The sequence below is a fragment of the Marinobacterium mangrovicola genome, assembly GCF_004339595.1.
In the GTDB taxonomy this organism is placed as follows: Bacteria; Pseudomonadota; Gammaproteobacteria; order Pseudomonadales; family Balneatricaceae; genus Marinobacterium_D; species Marinobacterium_D mangrovicola.
Genome location: NZ_SMFU01000001.1, coordinates 17,549 through 37,694, shown reverse-complemented (window position 1 = coordinate 37,694; position 20,146 = coordinate 17,549). Strand labels below are relative to the sequence as shown.

The 20,146-nt window shown below is 59.6% G+C and carries 19 protein-coding genes; 9 read left to right on the top strand and 10 right to left on the bottom strand.

What is annotated here, in order from left to right; all coding sequences use genetic code 11:
• Positions 1 to 77 precede the first annotated feature (77 nt).
• The 4 genes from CLV83_RS00170 to ygiD all read left to right on the top strand — a co-directional run bounded on the left by CLV83_RS00170 (position 78) and on the right by ygiD (position 4,228).
• Complete coding sequence (locus tag CLV83_RS00170) at positions 78 to 1,283, top strand: amino acid ABC transporter permease (RefSeq protein ID WP_132285763.1); 1,206 nt, start codon at positions 78 to 80, stop codon at positions 1,281 to 1,283.
• A gap of 10 nt (positions 1,284 to 1,293) precedes the next feature.
• A complete protein-coding gene (locus tag CLV83_RS00165; protein ID WP_132285760.1) occupies positions 1,294 to 2,394 on the top strand; it encodes an amino acid ABC transporter permease in 1,101 nt (366 codons plus the stop codon).
• 53 nt (positions 2,395 to 2,447) lie between these two features.
• The gene (locus CLV83_RS00160) at positions 2,448 to 3,176 is read left to right on the top strand and encodes an amino acid ABC transporter ATP-binding protein (RefSeq protein ID WP_207894640.1); all 729 of its coding nucleotides are present in this window, start codon (positions 2,448 to 2,450) and stop codon (positions 3,174 to 3,176) included.
• 170 nt (positions 3,177 to 3,346) lie between these two features.
• Positions 3,347 to 4,228 (top strand): 4,5-DOPA-extradiol-dioxygenase, encoded by an 882-nt coding sequence (gene ygiD / locus CLV83_RS00155; protein ID WP_132285754.1) that lies wholly within the window; start codon positions 3,347 to 3,349, stop codon positions 4,226 to 4,228.
• Positions 4,229 to 4,246: 18 nt separating this feature from the next.
• Here the strand turns inward: ygiD and ansA are convergent, their stop codons facing one another.
• The gene (gene ansA / locus CLV83_RS00150; RefSeq protein ID WP_243642233.1) at positions 4,247 to 5,263 is read right to left on the bottom strand and encodes an asparaginase; all 1,017 of its coding nucleotides are present in this window, start codon (positions 5,261 to 5,263) and stop codon (positions 4,247 to 4,249) included.
• 51 nt (positions 5,264 to 5,314) lie between these two features.
• Positions 5,315 to 6,352 (bottom strand): CYTH domain-containing protein, encoded by a 1,038-nt coding sequence (locus CLV83_RS00145; RefSeq protein ID WP_165900197.1) that lies wholly within the window; start codon positions 6,350 to 6,352, stop codon positions 5,315 to 5,317.
• 251 nt (positions 6,353 to 6,603) lie between these two features.
• On the opposite strand from CLV83_RS00145, the gene CLV83_RS00140 reads away from it, so the two are divergent.
• The 4 genes from CLV83_RS00140 (at position 6,604) to argA (ending at position 11,234) form a co-directional block, all read left to right on the top strand.
• A complete protein-coding gene (locus CLV83_RS00140; protein WP_132285745.1) occupies positions 6,604 to 7,281 on the top strand; it encodes a TIGR00153 family protein in 678 nt (225 codons plus the stop codon).
• A gap of 20 nt (positions 7,282 to 7,301) precedes the next feature.
• Entirely contained in the window at positions 7,302 to 8,567 is a 1,266-nt protein-coding gene (locus CLV83_RS00135) for an inorganic phosphate transporter (RefSeq protein ID WP_132285742.1), read from the top strand.
• A gap of 150 nt (positions 8,568 to 8,717) precedes the next feature.
• The gene (argE, locus tag CLV83_RS00130; RefSeq protein WP_132285739.1) at positions 8,718 to 9,869 is read left to right on the top strand and encodes an acetylornithine deacetylase; all 1,152 of its coding nucleotides are present in this window, start codon (positions 8,718 to 8,720) and stop codon (positions 9,867 to 9,869) included.
• A gap of 24 nt (positions 9,870 to 9,893) precedes the next feature.
• Positions 9,894 to 11,234, top strand: a complete 1,341-nt coding sequence (gene argA, locus CLV83_RS00125) for an amino-acid N-acetyltransferase (RefSeq protein WP_132285736.1) — start codon at positions 9,894 to 9,896, stop codon at positions 11,232 to 11,234.
• Between the two features lie 15 nt (positions 11,235 to 11,249).
• Here argA and CLV83_RS00120 read toward each other — a convergent pair whose 3' ends face one another.
• From CLV83_RS00120 to ald, 5 genes are all read right to left on the bottom strand, one after another.
• Complete coding sequence (locus tag CLV83_RS00120) at positions 11,250 to 12,632, bottom strand: ATP-binding protein (RefSeq protein WP_132285733.1); 1,383 nt, start codon at positions 12,630 to 12,632, stop codon at positions 11,250 to 11,252.
• Positions 12,629 to 13,318, bottom strand: coding sequence for a response regulator transcription factor (locus CLV83_RS00115; protein ID WP_132285730.1), 690 nt, complete (start codon positions 13,316 to 13,318; stop codon positions 12,629 to 12,631). Before CLV83_RS00115 ends, CLV83_RS00120 begins: the two co-directional genes overlap by 4 nt.
• 14 nt (positions 13,319 to 13,332) lie before the next feature.
• Positions 13,333 to 13,656, bottom strand: a complete 324-nt coding sequence (locus CLV83_RS00110; RefSeq protein ID WP_132285727.1) for a PepSY domain-containing protein — start codon at positions 13,654 to 13,656, stop codon at positions 13,333 to 13,335.
• Positions 13,657 to 13,660: 4 nt separating this feature from the next.
• Positions 13,661 to 14,287, bottom strand: a complete 627-nt coding sequence (locus CLV83_RS00105) for a glycine zipper domain-containing protein (RefSeq protein WP_132285724.1) — start codon at positions 14,285 to 14,287, stop codon at positions 13,661 to 13,663.
• 179 nt (positions 14,288 to 14,466) lie between these two features.
• On the bottom strand, positions 14,467 to 15,588 hold the full coding sequence (ald, locus tag CLV83_RS00100; protein ID WP_132285721.1) for an alanine dehydrogenase: 1,122 nt from the start codon (positions 15,586 to 15,588) through the stop codon (positions 14,467 to 14,469).
• A gap of 180 nt (positions 15,589 to 15,768) precedes the next feature.
• Here ald and ilvD point away from each other — a divergent pair, with 180 nt between their 5' ends.
• Entirely contained in the window at positions 15,769 to 17,601 is a 1,833-nt protein-coding gene (gene ilvD / locus CLV83_RS00095) for a dihydroxy-acid dehydratase (protein ID WP_132285718.1), read from the top strand.
• 62 nt (positions 17,602 to 17,663) lie between these two features.
• Here ilvD and CLV83_RS00090 read toward each other — a convergent pair whose 3' ends face one another.
• The 3 genes from CLV83_RS00090 to CLV83_RS00080 are packed head-to-tail and all read right to left on the bottom strand — an operon-like array spanning position 17,664 to position 19,990.
• Positions 17,664 to 17,933 carry a DUF1413 domain-containing protein gene (locus tag CLV83_RS00090; RefSeq protein ID WP_132285715.1) on the bottom strand — a complete coding sequence of 90 codons (270 nt, stop codon included), beginning with the start codon at positions 17,931 to 17,933 and terminating at the stop codon, positions 17,664 to 17,666.
• A gap of 60 nt (positions 17,934 to 17,993) precedes the next feature.
• Positions 17,994 to 18,749, bottom strand: a complete 756-nt coding sequence (locus CLV83_RS00085; protein ID WP_243642232.1) for a sulfite exporter TauE/SafE family protein — start codon at positions 18,747 to 18,749, stop codon at positions 17,994 to 17,996.
• Positions 18,746 to 19,990, bottom strand: a complete 1,245-nt coding sequence (locus tag CLV83_RS00080) for an EAL and HDOD domain-containing protein (RefSeq protein WP_243642231.1) — start codon at positions 19,988 to 19,990, stop codon at positions 18,746 to 18,748. Before CLV83_RS00080 ends, CLV83_RS00085 begins: the two co-directional genes overlap by 4 nt.
• Between the last annotated feature and the right edge of the window lie 156 nt (positions 19,991 to 20,146).

Genomic DNA, 20,146 nt, shown 5'->3' with positions numbered 1-20,146 from the left:
CTGCATCCGACATAGATCCCTTAACCGGGAAAGCCCCTGAGACGGACGATCCCGTCTAGGGTATGGAGAAGCAAGAGATGGCATCGGACACTAACCCAAACAGCAGCTCCCCCCCTTCCGAGCCGGAGCACAAGATCAAGTTCTGGAACGACCCCGGCAAGCGCGCCCTGATATTTCAGGTGCTGCTGGTGCTGGTGCTGGGCGGCTTCGTCTGGTTTATCGTTTCCAACACCCTCAGCAACCTTGAACAACGCGGTATCACCACCGGTTTTGACTTCCTTTCCCAGGAGGCCGGCTTCGGGATCCCGCTGTCACTGGTCGAATACACTGAGGCCTCAAGCTATGGCCGCACCTTTATTGTCGGCCTGCTCAATACCGTGCTGGTCTCGGTCCTGGGCATCATCGCGGCTACCATCCTTGGTTTCATCCTCGGTGTGGCGCGCCTCTCGGACAACTGGCTGATTTCACGCCTGTCCGCACTCTATATCGAGATTTTCCGTAATATTCCTCTGCTGCTGCAGATCTTCTTCTGGTACTTCGCGGTACTGCGGGCGCTGCCTTCACCCCGTGAAAGTATCGAGTTTCTCGGCAGTTTCCTGAATATCCGCGGCCTGTCGATGCCGGCCCCGGTGGCAGAACCCGGCTTTAACCTGGTCTGGATAGCCTTCGCTGTCGGCATCGTCGGCACCTGGGCCATGACCAAGTGGGCGCACAAACGTCAGGACGCCACCGGCAAGATATTCCCGGTAGGCTGGACCTCCCTGGGCCTGATTATCGGTCTGCCCCTGCTGGTGTTCCTGCTCAGCGGCGCACCGATGACCCTGGATTATCCCGAGCTGCGCGGCTTCAACTTCCGCGGCGGCATGACGATCATCCCCGAGTTTGTGGCCCTCTGGCTGGCACTGACCATCTACACCGCGGCGTTCATCGCCGAAACGGTACGCGGCGGCATTCTTTCAGTACCCCACGGCCAGCTCGAAGCAGCCTCCGCCCTGGGACTGCCGAAAACCCGTACCCTTCGCCTGATCGTTATCCCGCAGGCGATGCGCGTGATCATTCCACCGCTGACCAACCAGTATCTGAACCTGACCAAGAACTCATCGCTGGCCACCGCCATCGGCTACCCGGACCTGGTGTCCGTGTTCGCCGGCACCACGCTAAACCAGACCGGTCAGGCGATCGAGGTGATATCGATGACCATGGCGGTCTACCTGTCGCTGAGCGTGCTCACGTCGATATTCATGAACTGGTACAACAAGCGCAAATCGCTGATCGAGCGCTAGGAGGCAAGGTATGAAATACGAACTTCAACCCACGCTACCGCCTCCCGCCAACACCATCGGTGTGATCGGCTGGATGCGCAAGCACCTGTTCAACGGGCCATTGAATTCCATCGCCACCCTTGTGCTGGCCTGGCTCGCTTTTACCCTGCTGACCCCGGTGATCGACTGGGCATTTTTCAGCGCTAACTGGGCCGGTACCACGCGGGAAGACTGCACCAGCGGCGGTGCCTGCTGGGTATTTGTCGGCCAGCGTATCGACCAGTTCCTGTACGGTTTTTATCCACGCGAGGAGACCTGGCGTCTGAACCTGTCGTTCTTCCTGATGCTGGCGCTGATTCTCTGGCTGGCGATCCCGAAGATTCCCGCCAAGGGTATCGCCGCCGTGCTGACGCTGGTGGTATTCCCGGTGGTGGCGTTCTTCCTGCTCACCGGCGGTGTGTTCGGTCTCGAAGCGGTGGACACACATCAATGGGGCGGGCTGAGCCTGACGCTGGTGCTGGCCGTGGTCGGTATGGTGGCGTCACTGCCGCTCGGCGTACTGCTGGCGCTGGGCCGGCGTTCAGAGATGCCGATCGTCAAGTCCCTGTCGGTGGTTTACATCGAGATATGGCGCGGTGTACCACTGATCACCGTGCTGTTCATGGCGTCGGTGATGCTGCCGCTGTTCTTCCCGGAAGGGATGAGCTTCGACAAACTGCTGCGTGCGCTGATCGGCATCACCCTGTTCCAGACCGCCTACATGGCGGAAGTGGTGCGCGGCGGTCTGCAGGCGATACCCAAGGGACAGTATGAAGCCGCCGATTCACTGGGCCTGGGCTACTGGCAGAAGATGATCATGATCATCCTGCCGCAGGCGTTGAAGATGATGATCCCCGGCGTGGTAAACACCTTTATCGCCCTGTTCAAGGACACCAGCCTGGTGCTGATCATCGGTCTGTTCGACCTGCTGGCGATCGTCCAGGCGGCCACCAACGATCCCAAATGGATCGGTTATGCCACCGAAGGCTATGTCTTCGTGGCGCTGGTGTTCTGGATCTTCTGCTTCAGCATGTCACGCTACAGCCAGTACCTTGAGAAACGGCTACAAACCGGCCATGGCAACCGGGCCTGAACACGGAGAATGAGACAATGACAGACGCGGCAAGCAATACCGGTGAGCAGCTGATGATCGAGCTGCGCGACATGAACAAGTGGTACGGCGAGTTCCATGTTCTGAAGAACATCAATCTGAAGGTCAAAAAAGGCGAACGCATCGTTATCTGCGGCCCCTCAGGCTCGGGCAAGTCGACGATGATCCGCTGCATCAACCGACTGGAAGAGCACCAGCGCGGTGATATCCTCGTCAACGGCGTGCCACTGACACACGATATCAAGAACATCGAAACGATCCGCAAGGACGTGGGCATGGTGTTCCAGCACTTCAACCTGTTCCCGCACCTGACCGTGCTGGAAAACTGCGTGCTGGCCCCGATCTGGGTGAAGAAGATTCCGCGCAAGGAAGCCGAAGCCACGGCGATGAAGTACCTGGAGCGCGTGAAAATTCCCGAGCAGGCGAAGAAGTATCCCGGCCAGCTCTCTGGCGGTCAGCAGCAGCGTGTGGCGATCGCTCGCTCGCTCTGCATGAACCCGGATGTGATGCTGTTCGACGAACCCACCTCGGCGCTGGACCCTGAGATGATCAAGGAAGTGCTGGATGTCATGATTGAGCTGGCCCGTGAGGGAATGACCATGCTCTGCGTCACCCATGAAATGGGCTTCGCCAAGACGGTGGCTGACCGGGTGATCTTTATGGCGGATGGCCAGATCGTTGAGGAGAACGAGCCACATGAGTTCTTCAACAACCCGCAGCATGAGCGTACCAAGCTGTTCCTGAGTCAGATCATCGATCACTGATCCTGCCGACTACAGCGAACAGGAAAACGAAAGGGTGACTCTCCGTTGAGCGTCACCCTTTTTTGTCACCGTGAGCCATTAAGCTAGTGAGTCTTTAAGCTAAATACAGAAATTCATCTGGCTGGGTTAGTATCCTCCTCCCCGCCAGCTTGCCGGACGATGGAAATCCGATGAAACGACGTCAATTGATTCAGGGTGCACTGGGCCTGTGCTGTGCACCACTCTCAGGCTCCCTGTTTGCGCAACTCACCGAAGCACTGCCAAAGACGGATACTCAGCCCGTCGCCTTTATCGGCCACGGCTCGCCGATGAACGCCATCGAGGACAACCTCTACAGCCAGGCCTGGAAGACGATGGCCAGCGATCTGCCGAGGCCCGCAGCGATTCTCTGTATTTCCGCGCACTGGCTAAGCCGGGGCAGTTTTGTCGGCGCCGTGCAAGCACCTGAAACCATTCATGACTTTGGTGGCTTCCCACAGAAGCTGTTCGATGTGCAGTATCCGGCACCGGGCTCACCGGAGGGTGCGGAGTTGGTACAGGCGATCACCCGGCAGAAATCGGGAAACGATGTGGTCAGACTGGATCACGAACGGGGGCTGGATCACGGCACCTGGTCGGTGCTCAGGCAGATGTACCCGGACGCCGATATTCCGGTGTTTCAGCTCAGTATCGATTACCACCGGCCGATGGCCTATCACTATGAGCTGGCACAGCAACTGGCGGCGCTACGCGAACGCGGCGTGCTGATTATCGGCAGCGGCAATATCGTCCATAACCTTCGCGCGGTAAAAGCCGTCGACGGCGGCTATGACTGGGCGGTCGCTTTTGATGAGCAGATCAAGCAGAAGCTTATTGATGGCGATCACCAGAGCATTCTCAACTACCAGTGGTACGGCAAGGCGGCGGAGCTGTCGGTACCGACACCGGATCATTATATTCCGATGCTTTACAGCCTCGGCCTGCAGCGCAGCAGCGACGAGCTCAGCTTCTATAACGAATCACTGACCCGCGGCGCCATATCGATGCGCTCCTTTGTGCTTTCGCCCAGCTGATCCAGCTGTTAAGAAGCCTCAGCTCGCCAGCTGCTCGCCGCAGAGCGACTGGCGCAGCTTCGCCGCTACATCCTCGGCAGATAAGTTCTGCGCCAGCAACCAGTGCAACTTGGCAAACGCCGCTTCCAGGGTGAGGTCAGCACCGGATATCACGCCGATACGCGATAACGCCGCGCCGGTGGCATAGGTATCGCTGGCCACAGCGCCTCGGCTGCACTGGGTCAGGTTCACAATAGTTACGCCCCGGGCGATGGCGGATTCCAGCGTTTCCATCAGTGCTGCATCCGAGGTTGGCGCATTCCCCACTCCGTAGCTCTGCAAAATCACACCGCGTAAACCCGGCTGGCTCAGCACCGCCTGGAGCAGCGTCGCACTGATACCCGGAAAAATTCGCAGGACCGCCACAGCCGCGGGATCAAAATCGGGGGAGCTGAACGCTGGCATACCGGGTGCCAGCATCAGATCAGAGCGCAGCGAAACCTCGATGCCCACCTCTCCCAGACGCGCCAGATTAGGCGAATCAAAAGCCGCCAGGGCGCTGGCATCGACCTTGACGCTGCGGTTACCGCGCAGCAAGCGACCGTTGAAGTAGATGCAGACCTCGCTGATCTCGGGCCGCGCCGCCAGCTCCAGCGCCCCCAGCAGGTTGCTGTCGGCGTCGCTTCTGTGCTCCGCCAGCGGAATCTGCGAGCCGGTAAGGATCACCGGCTTGGTCAACCCCTGCAGCATGAAGGAGAGCGCCGATGCGGTATACGCCAGAGTATCCGTGCCGTGGAGGATGATAAATCCCGCATAATCCTCGTAGCGATCGATAATCGGTGCGGCAATGCTGCTCCACTGGCTGGGCGAGAGCTCCGCGCTGTCGATCAGAGGCTCCAGCTCAATCAGATCGAACGCCGGCAGTGTATCCAGCCGCTCGGCAAGCCTCTGCCTGAGCAGCTGTTCAAAACCCGCCGCCGGAGCAAGCCCCTGTTCCGTGGGCAGCATACCGATGGTGCCACCGGTATGGATAATCAACACCTTGTCAGCTTGCACGCGGCCACTCCTCATCCTTCAGCGTCCTTACTCTGTGCTCAATTGGACTGCTTAGTCCTCGTCATCATCGATCTGCCAGAGCAGTTCCCCGGTAGCCAGCGCCAACTGCCCCGGCAGGGTTTTCCGACTCAGCCCCTGTAACAGACGGGCCGCCTGTTCACGCTGCTTATGCTGCCAGGCCGCCGGCATCATCTCCAGCAGTCGCCAGTCCCAGGCGCGAGCGGTATCGGCCCGCAGCCGCTGATACTGCGAAATCAGTACCTGGCAATGGGCGGCGATATCGGGCTGGGATTCCAGCGCGACCAGCATCAGGTCCAGGGTTCGGTTCAGCTCCTTGAGCGCCGACTCATCACCATCAATCGCTTTCGCCAGCTGTGCTGGCCAGGCTTTGAGGCAGTCCGAGATCAGCACCACCAGGGTTTCATCCTCGCTACCTTTGAACGCAGGCTCCGCCCGGAATGGCGGCCGCTGCAGGCCTGCCAGGGCGTAGCCGCGCTGGGCCTTGCTATCATCACGCACCTGCACCGGAATCTGCCGGGCGATCTCCAGCGCCAGCTGAAACAGCGCCTCGGTAGGACCGGATTTCAGCTCCAGCTCCAGCTCCGACAGTTCCGTACTCTGCTGACCGGCGCGTATCTCTCCGTGGTCCAGCGCGACTTCAACCTGCCAGGCTTCAGCTCCTTCACCACCGCCAAGCAACCAGATATGGCGTTCGAAATTGGTATCGAACACGGGCTCCAGCGTCGCCAGCAGCGCGTCATCGTTAAACTGCGGCGGCAGATGAGCACGAACGTTGTCCAGCTCGAGCACAGGCTCAGCCAGCTCCCACTCCCACTCACCACGCACACTCAGACCGCCACGGCCGTCGCCTGCAGTTTTCAGCGTCTGAATATAACGCTCGCCATCGCGGCGGATACGCAGCGCGACCCGGGCCGCGGTCAACGCATGATCCGGGGTATCGAAATAGGTGTTATCCAGTTGTCTGCATTCGGGTTCGGCCTTGGCGTACTGCTCCAGTATCGGCAACCCTGCCACCTCTGGACCGTACTCGGGCAATAGCCCAAGCTTAAGTTCTGTTTCCGCTCCCATCATCCGACTCCACTGATTCAATTCCTCCATTTTATGGGGCAGGGCCGAAACACTCTAGGGAATCGGGCAATTTGTCCCTAGCCCACACCAGATGCAAAGAGATTCTCGCGTGAACCTTAACTTCCGGTTTTCACGCTATTTTTTAAAATCGATCTGTGCGGTGTGACAAATTCATTGTTGTTTTATTACAAAAACGACAAATCGATACGTATACTTGCGCCAAATTACAACCGGCCAACAGGTATACATCGATGGTTAACAGCCCCCTATTTCAGATGTTCGCCCGTTCCCCCTTTCTGCCGATTCAGGAACATATCGCTAAGGCACAGGATTGCGCCGCTGAGCTGGTCCCGTTTTTTCAGGCGGTGATCAAGGAGGACTGGGCTGAAGTCGCCGAGTGTCAGCAGCGTATTACCTCGCTTGAGCATGAAGCCGACGATATCAAACGCAAGATTCGTCAGAACCTGCCAGGCAACCTGTTCCTGCCGGTCGCACGTACCGATCTGCTGGACCTGGTGCGTATGCAGGACAAGATCGCCAACAAGGCAAAAGATATTGCCGGGCTGATCCTTGGCCGACAGATGACCATTCCGCAAAACCTTCAGCAGGGCCTGATCAATTTTCTGACCACCGCCCTGCAGACCACGGACCAGGCGAAAACCGCACTGAACGAGCTCGACGAGCTGGTCACCTCCGGTTTTCGCGGCCACGAAATCGATCTGGTGGAACGCCTGCTGGTGGAGCTTGACCGCCTTGAGCACGAAACCGACGCGCACGAACGTGAACTGCGCAGCGCCCTGTTCGCTGTCGAACGCGACCTTTACGCCGTCGATGTGATGTTCCTGTACCAGATCATCACCTGGATTGGCGATCTCGCCAACCGCGCTCAACAGGTAGGCAGCCGCCTGCAACTGCTACTGGCACGCTAAATCGGTAAAACGAGGATCCAATGGAAATCATCTCTCAGTACGGCCACATACTGGTCATTCTGGCCTGTGTCTTTGGCTTTTTCATGGCTTGGGGCGTGGGCGCCAACGATGTAGCCAATGCGATGGGCACCTCCGTGGGCTCAAAGGCGATCACACTCAAGCAGGCGATCATCATCGCTATCCTGTTTGAGTTTGCCGGTGCTTATCTGGCGGGCGGCGCAGTGACCGCGACGATCCGTAAAGGAATTATCGAACCGGGAATCCTGTCTGGCAGCCCTGAACTCCTCGTTTATGGCATGCTGGCTTCGCTATTGGCGGCCGGCGTCTGGCTGTTAATCGCCACCCATTTTGGCTGGCCGGTTTCCACGACCCACTCCATTGTCGGCGCCATCGTTGGCTTTGCCGCCGTGGGTGTTTCCGTCGATGCGGTGCATTGGGGCAAGGTAGGCACCATCGTTGCGAGCTGGGTGGTCTCGCCCGTCACGGCCGGGATAATAGGCTTCTTCCTGTTCCGTACGGTGCAGCACCTGATCCTGGATACCACCGATCCGTTCAAAAACGCCAAACGCTACGTGCCCTTCTACATCTTCCTGGTAGGCTTCATGGTCGCCATGGTGACCTTCACCAAGGGCCTGAAGCATATCGGTCTGCACCTGAGCTTTGGCCAGAGTGCGGCGATCTCCGTAGCCGTTGCACTGGTCGTCATGGGCGTAGGCATCCTGATGCTGCGCAAGATCAAGGCAGATCCCAAGGCGGATGAAGAGTATCACTTCAGTAGCGTAGAGAAGGTGTTCGGCATACTGATGCTGTTTACCGCCTGCGCCATGGCCTTTGCTCACGGCTCCAACGATGTGGCCAACGCGGTAGGCCCGCTGGCAGCGGTGGTCGGCGTGGTTTCCGCCGGCGGTAGTGTGGCACAGCAGTCTGCCATGCCCACCTGGATCCTGCTGCTCGGCGGCGGCGGCATCGTGGCCGGCCTGATCATGTACGGTCACAAGGTTATTGCTACCGTGGGTACCAATATCACCGAACTGACACCGAGCCGCGGCTTTGCAGCAACGCTGGCGGCGGCCTCCACCGTGGTGTTTGCTTCCGGTACCGGTCTGCCGATCTCCACCACCCACACCCTGGTGGGCGCTGTCCTTGGCGTGGGTATCGCACGTGGCATGGCGGCGCTGAACCTGCGCGTTGTCGGCACGATCTTCGTATCCTGGATCGTCACCCTGCCGGCCGGTGCACTGCTGGCAATCATGTTCTTCTTCATGCTCAAGGGCATGTTTTCCTGATCGGCGTTTTTTACGTCAAACGCTAAGACGAACTGACCGAAAAAAGGGGCGCTAATGCGCCCCTTTTTGCTGTGTTTTCTATAATGGACCCTGCAAGGTAAAGCCTGCACAATAAGGTTTTATCCCCCATACCCCGATGCGGAGTCCGACATGTCTCGCACCCCTCCTGACGCTCTGGCGATGCTGCGTGAACTGATCGCCTCCCCCTCGATCAGCTCCACTACGGCGGAGTGGGACCAAAGCAATCTCAAGGTAATTGAGCTGCTGCATACCTGGCTCGAAGAGCTGGGCTTCAGCTGCGAAGTGATGCCGATCCCGCATCAGCCCACCAAGGCCAACCTGATCGCAACACTGGGTACAGGCCCGGGCGGACTGGTGCTCTCCGGTCATACCGATACCGTGCCCTGTGATCCCGAACTCTGGCGGACCGACCCATTCCGCGTGTCCGAACGCGACCAGCGCCTTTATGGCCTGGGCACCTGCGACATGAAGGGGTTCCTGGCTCTGGCGATCGAGGCGGCGAAAAGCTTTGTCGATCAGCCACTGCAGCAGCCGCTGATCATTCTCGCCACCGCCGATGAAGAGAGCGCCATGTCCGGCGCTCGCGCCCTGGTCGATGCGGGGCGCCCTAAGGCGCGGGCTGCGGTTATCGGTGAGCCGACCAGCCTGAAGCCGATCAACATGCACAAGGGAATCATGATGGAAGCGGTGCGGATCGAAGGCCGCTCCGGTCATTCCTCCGATCCCTCCCTGGGCGCCAATGCCCTGGATGCGATGCATCAGGTACTGAATGAGCTCTCCAACTTCCGTAATGAACTCAAGGCCAAGCACCGCAACAGCGACTTCCGCGTCGATTTTCCGACCCTGAATTTTGGCTGCATCCACGGCGGCGACAACCCGAACCGTATCTGTGGCCAGTGCGAGATGGAGTTCGACCTGCGCCCGCTGCCCGGCATGTCGGTGGATGGGCTACGCAACGCCATTGGTGAGCGCCTGGCGCCCCTGGGTGCCCAGTTCGGTGTGGAACTGACGACCCGCCCACTGTTCCCCGGTATTCCGCCGTTCCAGAACCCCGATAACGAGGGCCTCGTAGCGCTGGCGGAAAAACTGACCGGACACCGGGCCCAGGCCGTTGCCTTCGGCACCGAGGCCCCCTTCCTGCAGCAGTTGGGGATGGATACCATCGTCATGGGCCCCGGCTCCATCGATCAGGCCCATCAGCCCGATGAATACCTGGCGCTGGACCAGCTGCAGCCAACCATCGATATTCTCAAACAGCTGATCACTCGTTATTGCCTCTAAAGAACCTAGGAACAGGTTGACCGCGTGAACGACACGACCCAAGAATTTGTAAACTGGTTTCGCCACTCATCGCCTTATATCCACGCACATCGCGGCAAAACCTTTGTCGTGATGCTCGGTGGCGAAGCGATTACCGACTCCCGTCTGGCCAGCATCGTCCACGACATCGCACTGCTGAACAGCCTGGATGTGCGCCTGGTGCTGGTGCACGGTGCCCGCCCTCAGATCAATGCGCGTATGCAGGAAGCCGGTATCGAGACCCGCCTGCACCATGATCAGCGCGTCACCGATAGCGATACCCTGCACTGCGTGATCGAAGCCGTTGGCCGCGTACGCATGGAGATCGAAGCACAACTGTCGATGGGACTGGCCAACACGCCGATGCATGGCGCCCGCATCCGGGTCTGCGGCGGTAATTTTGTGACAGCGCGCCCCGTCGGCGTGCTGGACGGTGTCGATATGGGCCATACCGGCGAACTGCGCCGGGTCGACGTCAAGGGGATCAATCAGCAGCTAGACCTGGATAACATCGTGCTGATCTCCAACCTGGGCTACTCGCCCACCGGCGAGGTGTTCAACCTGTCGGTGGAAGAGGTCGCCACCGGCGTCGCTACCGCACTGAAAGCCGACAAGCTGATTCTATTCGGTGAGCAGGAGGGGATTCGCGACTCCAACGACGAGCTGCGCAGCGAGCTGCTCGCCGAAACAGCGCGCCGGCTGGTGCATAAATACTCCGCCACGGTGACCGCCGAGGAAAGCTGGAGCGAGACCGCCTGCCTGCTGCAGGCCGCTGTAGATGCCTGCGATAAGGGCGTGCCACGCTGCCACCTGGTCAGCCATGGTCAGGATGGCGCCCTGCTGCTGGAGCTGTTCACCCGCGACGGTACCGGCACCATGATCAGCAAGGAATCCTATGAACAGGTGCGCCCGGCCAACATCGAGGATGTGGGCGGCCTGATCGAGCTGATCACGCCGCTGGAGGAGAAAGGGATTCTGGTACGCCGCTCTCGCGAGCTGCTTGAGGCGGAGATCGAGCGTTTCCACCTGGTGGTGCGCGATGGCGCGATTATCGGCTGCGCCGCGCTCTACCCCTTTGCCGAGGATGGCATGGGCGAACTCGCCTGCGTAGCGATCAACAACGAATATCGCGGCGGCAATCGCGGTGATCTGCTACTGGAACATATCGAGGACGAAGCCAAGCGCACCGGCCTGAAAAAACTGTTCGTGCTGACGACCCGCACCGCACACTGGTTTCTGGAACGCGGCTTCCGCGCCGCACCGCTGGATGAACTGCCGGGGCAGCGCAAGGAGCTGTATAACTTCCAGCGTAACTCCAAAGTGTTTATCAAACCGCTAAAGGACTGAGCAGCCCCGCTGCTCTCAGTCCAGCATCGGCAGCTGGAGCAGGAAGGCGGCACCGGGCAGATCGGTGCTGTCGCGAATCTCCAGTGCGCCGCTGTAGCTGCTGAGAATATCCACCGCCACTGACAGTCCGATCCCCTGGCCAGGGGCCGAAGAGTCCAGACGTGCGCCGCGCTCAAGTATCACCTGGCGCATCTCCCGATTGACACCGGGGCCATCGTCCGCAACCTCGATCCAGAGCATGGCGCTGGCAACCCAGCCCTTGACCAATACCTGACGGCGGCCATATTTGAAGGCATTTTCGAGGACGTTGCCGAGCAGTTCAATCAGGTCGTGCTCATCGCCGGCGAAGCTCAGCCCAGGCTCCAGCTCCGTACGCACCTCTACCGCCTTATCGACGTAGACCTTGCCCAGCGCCAGCAGGATACGGCGTACCACCGGCTCCACCGCCACCGGCGCTGCCAGCGGTGCACCGGGCGATTTCACCGCCCGGGACAGCTGGTACTGCACAATCTGATTCATGCGTGAGGTCTGCTCGCTGACCAGCTGACGGTAGCGCTCGGTACTCATCTGCTCGTCAGCGGCACCCTGCATCACCGCCAGCGGCGTTTTCAGGCTGTGTGCCAGATCGCCCAGGGTGTTGCGGTAGCGCTCGCGCTGACGCCGCTCACTCTCGATCAGCCGGTTCAGGTTATCGGTCACCGCCTGCACCTCCAGCGGATACTTACCCTTCAGCTTTTCAGCCTGCCCCTGTTCGATGGAGCTCAGATCCTCGGCCAGGCTGTCCAGCGGCTTAAGACCCCAGCGCATGATCATGTACTGCATCAGCAGCGCCAGGATATAAACACCGCCGAGCCAGCCCCAGAGCTGGGTGGCAAACGCCTGAATTTCGCGATCCACGCTGTCATCGGTATGCAGGATCGACATCAGGAAGTGACGCTCACCACCCTCGCCTTCCCAGACAAACGGGTACTGAAACAGGAACAACCCATCCTGCGGCAGGTGCTGGAACAGGGTCTGCCCGGGCTCCAGATTGGCCCTGGGTAGCCCGTTCATCAGCTCTTCCGGCAGCAGCTCCGCCGAAGGAGAGCGCCAGAGCAGCTCGCCGCCACGGGAATGCACAGTGGCATAGAGGCCAGACTGAACCTGGCTGAAACGCGGCTCCTGCACGCTATTGGGCAGCCAGAGCCGGCCATCGCGCAGTTGCGCTTCGCCAAGCAGCAGGTAGACATGCAGACGCGCCTGGCTGGCTTCGGAGGCTTTCAGGCTGTTATGAAACGCCCGCTGCAGCGCCGCGCCGGCAAATACCGTGACGATCGGCAGCAGCACCACCGATGCCCAGAAAAGGCGCGCCTTGAGTGAGCGGGGCAGTAATGAGGAGAGTAATGAGGAGAAAGTCATCCAGCGTTTTCAGAGGCCTGCAGGACAAAGCGGTAACCGAGGCCGCGCACGGTCTCGATCGGTTGCAGAGTCTGATCCGGATCCAGCTTCTGACGCAGGCGGCGGATAAACACCTCAAGCACATTGGAATCGCGGTCGAAATCCTGGTGATACAGGTGCTCGGTAAGCTCCGCCTTGGAGATGGTTTTACCGGCATTCACTACCAGATATTCCAGGGTACGGTATTCGTAGCTGGTCAGTTTTACCATATCGCCATTCAACAGCACCGTGCGGGCCGTGGTATCCAGAGTCAGCGGACCAAACACCAGCTTCGGGCTGGCGTGACCAGCAGCACGACGCAGCAGCGCGTTCAGGCGGGCCACCAGTTCTTCCACATGAAAGGGTTTGACCAGGTAATCGTCGGCGCCCGCTTCCAGCCCTTCAACCTTGTCCTGCCAGCCGCCGCGAGCGGTCAGAATCAGTACCGGGAAGTTACGTTCCTCGCTACGCCAGCGGCGGACCACTTCGATTCCGGAAAGCTTGGGCAGGCCAATATCGACCACGGCGAGATCGTAGGGATACTCGCGTCCCAGATAAAGCGCCTCTTCACCATCTTCGGCTTCCTCGATGGTAAAGCCACGTTCGGTCAACCCGGTTTTCAACTGCCGGCGCAGATCCGGATCATCTTCAACGATCAGCAGCTTCATGACGACAACCTCCTTCAGGGATTCAGGATCTCGCCGGAGAGCGCATCCACCAGCACATCACGAACACGACCGTTATTCACCAGACGAATCTGAAACAGACGCTGCCCCGAACGTGTTACCTCTTCAGCCTTCACTACCTCGCCGCCAAAGGCCTGGCGGGCGATCTCCACGGCGCGCTTGAGATCGACACTGTTCTGCGCCAGCACGGAAGCCGCCTGGGCAGCGCCGGCCTGCAACGGCACGACTAACATCAGAGACAAAGCCAGCAGCAGCGCTTTGGCTACCGCACCGGCTGACATCTGCCTCAGACGCACCCTAGGTTTAAGATCCCTTCGCATAACCTTAATTGATCCTTATATAGCGGCCCGGATGCTCTCGGGTTCTGGTGGTATAGATCCGGTCACGATAACGATAGCGCACAAGATAGGCGACCGGCTTCTGATGATACTTCAGTTTACGGCGTTCAACACACTCCCGGCCCCCGTGGCGCGAGCCCTGGCGGATCAGGATATCGCCGCCGGCAGCTCCGGCCAGAGCACCGGCTACAGCGCCCAGCGCGGCGTTGTCATGCTCGCGGCCGATCAAACCACCTACGGCAGCGCCAGCCAGGGCACCGGTAATACGTGCCCGGTCACGGTCGCCGGTATCGACCCGATGGTCTGAATACCTGCGATCATCGCGGCAATCGTAACGGCGGTCGTGGCGGCGATCGTGCCCCCAGAGAGGCTTCACATCGATCACGCGAGCGCGATGCCGCTTGTGATTCTTGCGGTCATGGCGGTCGTAACGATCGTAACGGTCATAGAGCTGCGGATATTCGCTGTGAGAATTAAAACGTCCGTGGCTGTCGTGGTGCGAGCGTCCGTTATAACCCTGGTACGGGTCATAGGGGCCCGCCAGGGCGGTCTGCCCGGTCAGCGCGACCGACAGCGCCAGTCCCAGCGATAGTGAAAAACTCTTCAGGTTCATGCTTACCTCCCGGGGATCTCCCCTCTGGTCAGTAATGGCGGAAAATGTCTAATAACCGGGCTTACCCAGTAGTAGGACTTTCTCCACTGGAGGGGTTCCCCATCTCATGGGAACTCCCTCTGATAGCCGCCATTCTCAAGCAGGACAGATGAATCGTGCATGAACCCGAAACGTCTATTTCAGGATTTTTGTAATACCTCCTCGATACCGGCCAGTGGCAGGTCAAAAGCCGCGGCGACACCCGCGCAGTAGAGCTCGCCGGCATGAACATTCAGCCCTGGCGCCAATCCCGGCACCGACCTCAGCGCTTCCTGCCAGCCACGGTTTGCCAGCGCCTCCACATAGGGCAGCGTGGCATTGGTCAGCGACTGGGTGGCGGTGCGTGCGACGGCCCCGGGCATATTGGCGACACAGTAGTGGACGATGCCATCGACAAGAAATGTGGGCTCGGCGTGGGTAGTCGGATGGCTGGTTTCGAAACAGCCGCCCTGGTCGATTGCCACATCCACCAACACCGCCCCCGGCGGCATCAGAGCCAGCATTTCACGGGTCACAAGCTTGGGCGCCTTGGCACCGGGCACCAGCACGGCACCGATCACCAGATCGGACTCTGCCAGCTTCTGGCGGATATTTTCGCCGGTGGAATAGAGCGTTTTTACCTGACCCTCGAACTGCTCATCGAGCTGACGCAGCCGTGGCAGAGACTTATCCACAACCGTAACCTCCGCGCCCATGCCGTGCGCAATGCGCGCCGCCTGGCCACCGACCACACCACCACCGATCACCAGCACCTTGCCGGGTGACACGCCGGGTACGCCGGACAGCAGCACACCGCGGCCGCCCTGTTCACGCTCCAGGCAGTGGGCTCCGGCCTGCACCGACATGCGCCCGGCCACCTCACTCATCGGCGCCAGCAAAGGCAGCCCTTCATGCAGGTCTTCCACCGTTTCATAAGCGATGGCGGTGCAGCCGCTGGCCAGCAATGCATCGGTCTGCGGTCGGTCAGCGGCCAGGTGCAGGTAGGTAAACAGAACCTGACCTTCACTGAGCCAGGCACACTCATTCAGCTGCGGTTCCTTAACCTTGACCACCATCTGCGCTTCGCGGAAAACGGCTTCCGCATCCTCAACAATGGCCGCCCCGGCATCGATATAGTGCTGATCGCTGTAGCCGATGGCGCTGCCTGCGTCCTTTTCGACCCGCACTTCATGTCCCTGTGCGACCAGTTCTCGTACCCCCATCGGCGTCAGGCCAACCCGGTATTCATGAACTTTTATCTCTTTGGGAACGCCAATACGCATACAGACCTCCCGCCTTTTCTAGGCTTGCTGGGTAAATTCTCTCGACAACGGCAGTGTAGACGGTCATTTTCGATTTTCACCTTTGCCGATTCCCTTCCCTCCAACCTGATGAGAAGAAAGGCAGTTTCTGCTATAATTTGCGCCTCAAAAAACTCTACCCAGTTATCGAGGGTTCCGCAGATGCCAGAGTACCGTTCCAAGACGTCCACAGCGGGTCGCAACATGGCAGGCGCCCGTGCCCTGTGGCGCGCAACCGGCATGAAAGATGACGACTTCCATAAGCCGATCATCGCCGTTGCCAACTCCTTCACCCAGTTCGTACCCGGTCACGTCCACCTCAAGGACATGGGCCAGCTGGTCGCTCGCCAGATCGAAGCTGCCGGCGGTGTTGCCAAGGAGTTCAACACCATCGCAGTGGATGACGGTATCGCCATGGGCCACGACGGCATGCTTTACTCGCTGCCGAGCCGCGACATCATCGCCGACTCTGTCGAGTACATGGTCAACGCGCACTGCGCCGATGCCCTGGTCTGCATCTCCAACTGCGACAAGATCACCCCGGGGATGCTGATGGCCGCCATGCGCCTGAACATCCCGGTTATCTTTGTCTCTGGCGGCCCGATGGAAGCCGGTAAGACCAAGCTGGCCGATCACAAGCTGGACCTGGTTGACGCCATGGTGCTGGCCGCCGACCCGAACGCTTCCGACGAGGAAGTCGAAGCGGTCGAGCGCTCCGCCTGCCCGACCTGCGGCTCCTGCTCCGGCATGTTCACCGCCAACTCCATGAACTGCCTGACCGAAGCCCTGGGTCTGTCCCTGCCGGGTAACGGCACCATGCTGGCCACCCACGCCGACCGCGAGCAGCTGTTCCAGCGTGCCGGTAAAACCATCGTTGAGCTGGCGAAGAAATACTACGAAGGCGGCGACGAGCGCATCCTGCCGCGTGCCGTGGGTATCGAGGCGTTTGAAAACGCGATGACGCTGGATATCGCCATGGGCGGTTCCACCAACACCATCCTGCACCTGCTGGCGATCGCCCAGGAAGCGGAGATCGACTTCACCATGAAGGATATCGACCGCCTCTCCCGCGTGGTTCCGCAGCTGTGCAAGGTCGCGCCGAACACCCAGAAATACCATATCGAAGATGTGCACCGCGCTGGCGGCATCATGGCGATCCTCGGTGAGCTGGACCGTGCCGGCAAGCTGCACACCGACGTACCGACCGTGCATTCAGCCACCCTGGCCGACGCACTGGATCAGTGGGACATCATGCGCAATCCGACGCCGGAAGTGGTCGAGTTCTACAAGGCAGGCCCCGCCGGTATTCCGACGCAGCAGGCGTTCAGCCAGGCAACACGCTGGCCGACCCTGGACGGCGACCGCGAAAACGGCTGCATCCGCTCACTGGAACACGCTTTCTCCCTGGAGGGTGGTCTGGCCGTGCTGCACGGCAACATCGCGCTGAATGGCTGCGTGGTTAAGTCCGCCGGCGTCGACGAGTCGATCCTGGTGTTCGAAGGCCCGGCTCACGTGACCGAGTCCCAGGACGAAGCCGTTGCCAACATCCTCGGCGACAAGGTCAAGGCTGGCGATGTGGTCATCGTTCGCTACGAAGGCCCGAAAGGTGGTCCGGGTATGCAGGAGATGCTCTACCCGACCTCCTACATCAAGTCCAAGGGCCTGGGCAAAGACTGTGCGTTGCTGACCGATGGCCGTTTCTCTGGCGGTACCTCCGGTCTCTCCATCGGCCACGCCTCTCCGGAAGCGGCTGCTGGCGGTGCTATCGGTCTGGTACAGAATGGCGACCGTATCCGCATCGACATCCCGAACCGCACCATCGATGTGCTGGTGTCCGATGAGGAGCTGGCCAAACGCCGTGCCGAGCAGGATGCCAAGGGCTGGAAACCGGCTGAAGAGCGTCCGCGCAAGGTTTCCGCTGCGCTGAAAGCCTACGCCAAGCTGGTCACCTCCGCCGACACCGGCGCGGTGCGCGACCTGGATCAGCTCGACTAAGCAACCGACTGAGCTTCAGGCATAAAAAAGAGCGGCTCCGGCCGCTCTTTTTTGTTGCTGCTCTATTCACCTGCATCATCCAGTCCTTCTCTCAGCCCTTCATTCAGGCCAGACCAGCGGTAGCAGCGGCCACCGCCGCGTTTAACGCCAGTATCGTTAACGCCGGGAAACTCCCCCTTGCGTACCGCGTTGAGAAAGGCGTGACCCAGCTTTACCCGATCACCGATCCACAGCTGCTCCCAGCTAGGGCCATAGATCTCGGGAAAATGAAACTCACCCGCTTCACGGCCTTCCAGCCGGCTTTGCAGATGCTTGCGTAAAGGCTCTTCCATCTAGCCTCCATGAGGATTTTCCGGATTTTTCGACGCAACTGTCGACGGAGGGTCCTGCGTCTATATCAGCTCCGATACTGCCAGCCAGATCAGGCGCAGCGCCAGCAGTGTGACCAGCGTTTTGAAGATCAGGCTGAAACGCTCGGGCGGAATCTTTTTCAGCAGGTTGAGACCGATCCAGGTACCCAGCGCGCCGCTGGCGACCATCAGCAGTGACAGTCCCAGCCAGTCAATAAAACTGAAACCGATAAAACTGAACACCGCCGCCTTGAGCATATGCTGCACAGAAAGACAGGTGGCAAAGGTGCCCACGGTACGGAAGCGGTCAAAGCTATTGCGGTGGATAAAGGCACCGACCATCGGTCCGGTGGCACCCACAAAGACGGTGAGCACCGTGGTCAGGGCACCCATGAGCATAAAGCTCGCCCTGGAAAGCTCATGTTTGCTGAGCTTTGGCCCCCACACCAGCCAGAGAATAAACAGGCCGATACAGAGCTGGATCGTCACCAGCGGTAACTGAATCACCACCATCGACGCCAGAATCGCCCCGGGTATGGCACCTGCCGCAAAAAGGCCCGCCATGCGCCAGTCGATATGCTTGCGCATCATCAGTGCCCGGTTGGCATTGGAGCCCAGCTGCACCAGCCCGTGCACGGGAATCAGTGCGTTGAGCGGTACAATCTGCCCCATCACTGCGAGCAACAAAAGACCGCCACCAATGCCCATGGCGGCGGTCAGCATAGAGGTAAAACCGGCGGTAACGATCAGTAGCAGCGCTTCGGCGAGGGCAAGATCCGGAGGCAGCAACCCACTCACGCGGACTCCTGCATCGCCTGCATCACCTGGGTGCCCCAACTAACGCTGTGGCGGTAGGCAACCTCATAGAACTGGCGTTCCATCAGGTTACGCAGATGCTCAAAGTCGCCACGCTCGTAATGTTCCACTTCCTGCAGGATCTCGCCATAGCTGCCCTGGCGACTGATCAGGGCATCCTTGATGTCCTGGCGCAGTGGTACCTGATCCATCAGCTCTTTCATGTCGATATCGAGCATCACATCAAGCTGGGAAAGCAGACCCACAATAAAGTGGTTAATCGGTTCATCGCGCCCTGACATCTCCGCCAGCAGCTCGCACATACGGCCACGCTGCAGCATGTTGCGGGTCAGATCATCCGGCTTGTCTTCATCGTTGTTGGCGAGAAACAACATCACCCAACGACGGATCTGCTCCATCCCCAGCAGCGCGATGGCGTGGGACAGGGAGGTAATCTCCTTGCGCAGGTTGAACGCCGCGGAGTTAACCACGCGCAGGATACGATAGGTCAGCGCGGGATCGTTCAAGGCGATCTCTTCCACCGACTCCGCCGTGGCGCTGGGGCGCTGCAGCTCGGTCAGCAGCTGAATCAGCAGTACCTTGTTGCCGGACAGCTTTTTGCCCCGCACCGGCTCCGGCTTGCTGAGGAAGTAACCCATGTACTTCTCGAAGCCCATCTCCAGGCAGATACGGAACTCCTCCTGGGTTTCGACCTTGTCGGCGAGCAGTTCCAGCTGGAAGGGTTTCAGTTTCTGCGCCAGCGTCTGAACGTTTTTCAGCCCCAGTTTCTGAATATCCAGTTTGAGAACGTGAACGATGTTGAGAACCGCGCCAAAGCGGGGGTCACGCGGATCATAATCGGCCAACGCAAGGCGGTAACCATCGTTGGCCAGGCTTTTGATACGCTCGATGAAGGCCGGTGTGAACTTGGAATGTCCAAGAATCTCGATGACGAAGCTGTGACGGGGCAGCTCGGGCATATCGTTATCAAGCAGGAAGCTGTCGGTCACCTTCAGAAAGCAGGGAAGATTCTGTACCTGGCCACCCTGGCTGATACTCGAGTAGGTCCCCAGCAACACGCCCAGCGTCGCTTCCTTGTCTTTCAGGCCTTCGATGAAATTGCCATCCGGATCACGGAACAGCAGCTCGAAAGCTGCAACATCCTGGCTTTTGGTGTAGATCGGCTGTCGTGCCATCAGGACCGACAGTTTTTCCGCACCCTCGATCTCCTTGCTCGTGCCCACTGATTCACCCCTTAGTATCACTGGCGATAGGAATTGGAGGAAGGCTCTAGTATACCCAAGCACACGGGCTTGTCTTGCATGCTGGCAGGGAATCTCTTTTCAGAAAAGTCGGCCGGGCGGCTCTATGTTCATAAAGCCGCAGCCGTTTAGCCTTCA